The 276-nt window shown below is 63.0% G+C and carries 1 protein-coding gene; it reads left to right on the top strand.

Annotated features, from left to right (window positions below):
* Nucleotides 1-257: ribbon-helix-helix domain-containing protein (locus ACPYOG_RS19475; protein WP_481295774.1), on the top strand; the 257-nt coding region annotated here is incomplete at its 5' end.
* Between the last annotated feature and the right edge of the window lie 19 nt (nt 258-276).

The following is a 276-nucleotide window of genomic DNA, read 5'->3' as shown; positions in this document are numbered from 1 at the left end:
ATATCATGCCGATGGTAACGGTTTCCATCTCTCCGCTTCAGGCCGCGGGCATTCGTGCCGCAGTCGACACCGGCACCTACGCCTCGAGCAGTGAAGTCGTGCGGGAGGCCCTGCGCATGTGGGATGCCGCACGCAAGCGCGGCGACATTTGCGATGCGCCCCAAGCAGCCAAAGATCTGGAAACGGCGGTAAAAAGCAGCCGTTGCGTTGCTGACATGTTCGCCGACTACGAGGCGGAGAGACGCCGGCACAACTGAGCCGCACAAGGCCCCCGCA

The sequence above is a fragment of the Leifsonia sp. HAY1-4F genome, from assembly GCF_056755275.1.
The sequence above is the reverse complement of the archived record's forward strand: the minus strand, read 5'-3'. Positions and strand labels throughout refer to the sequence as shown.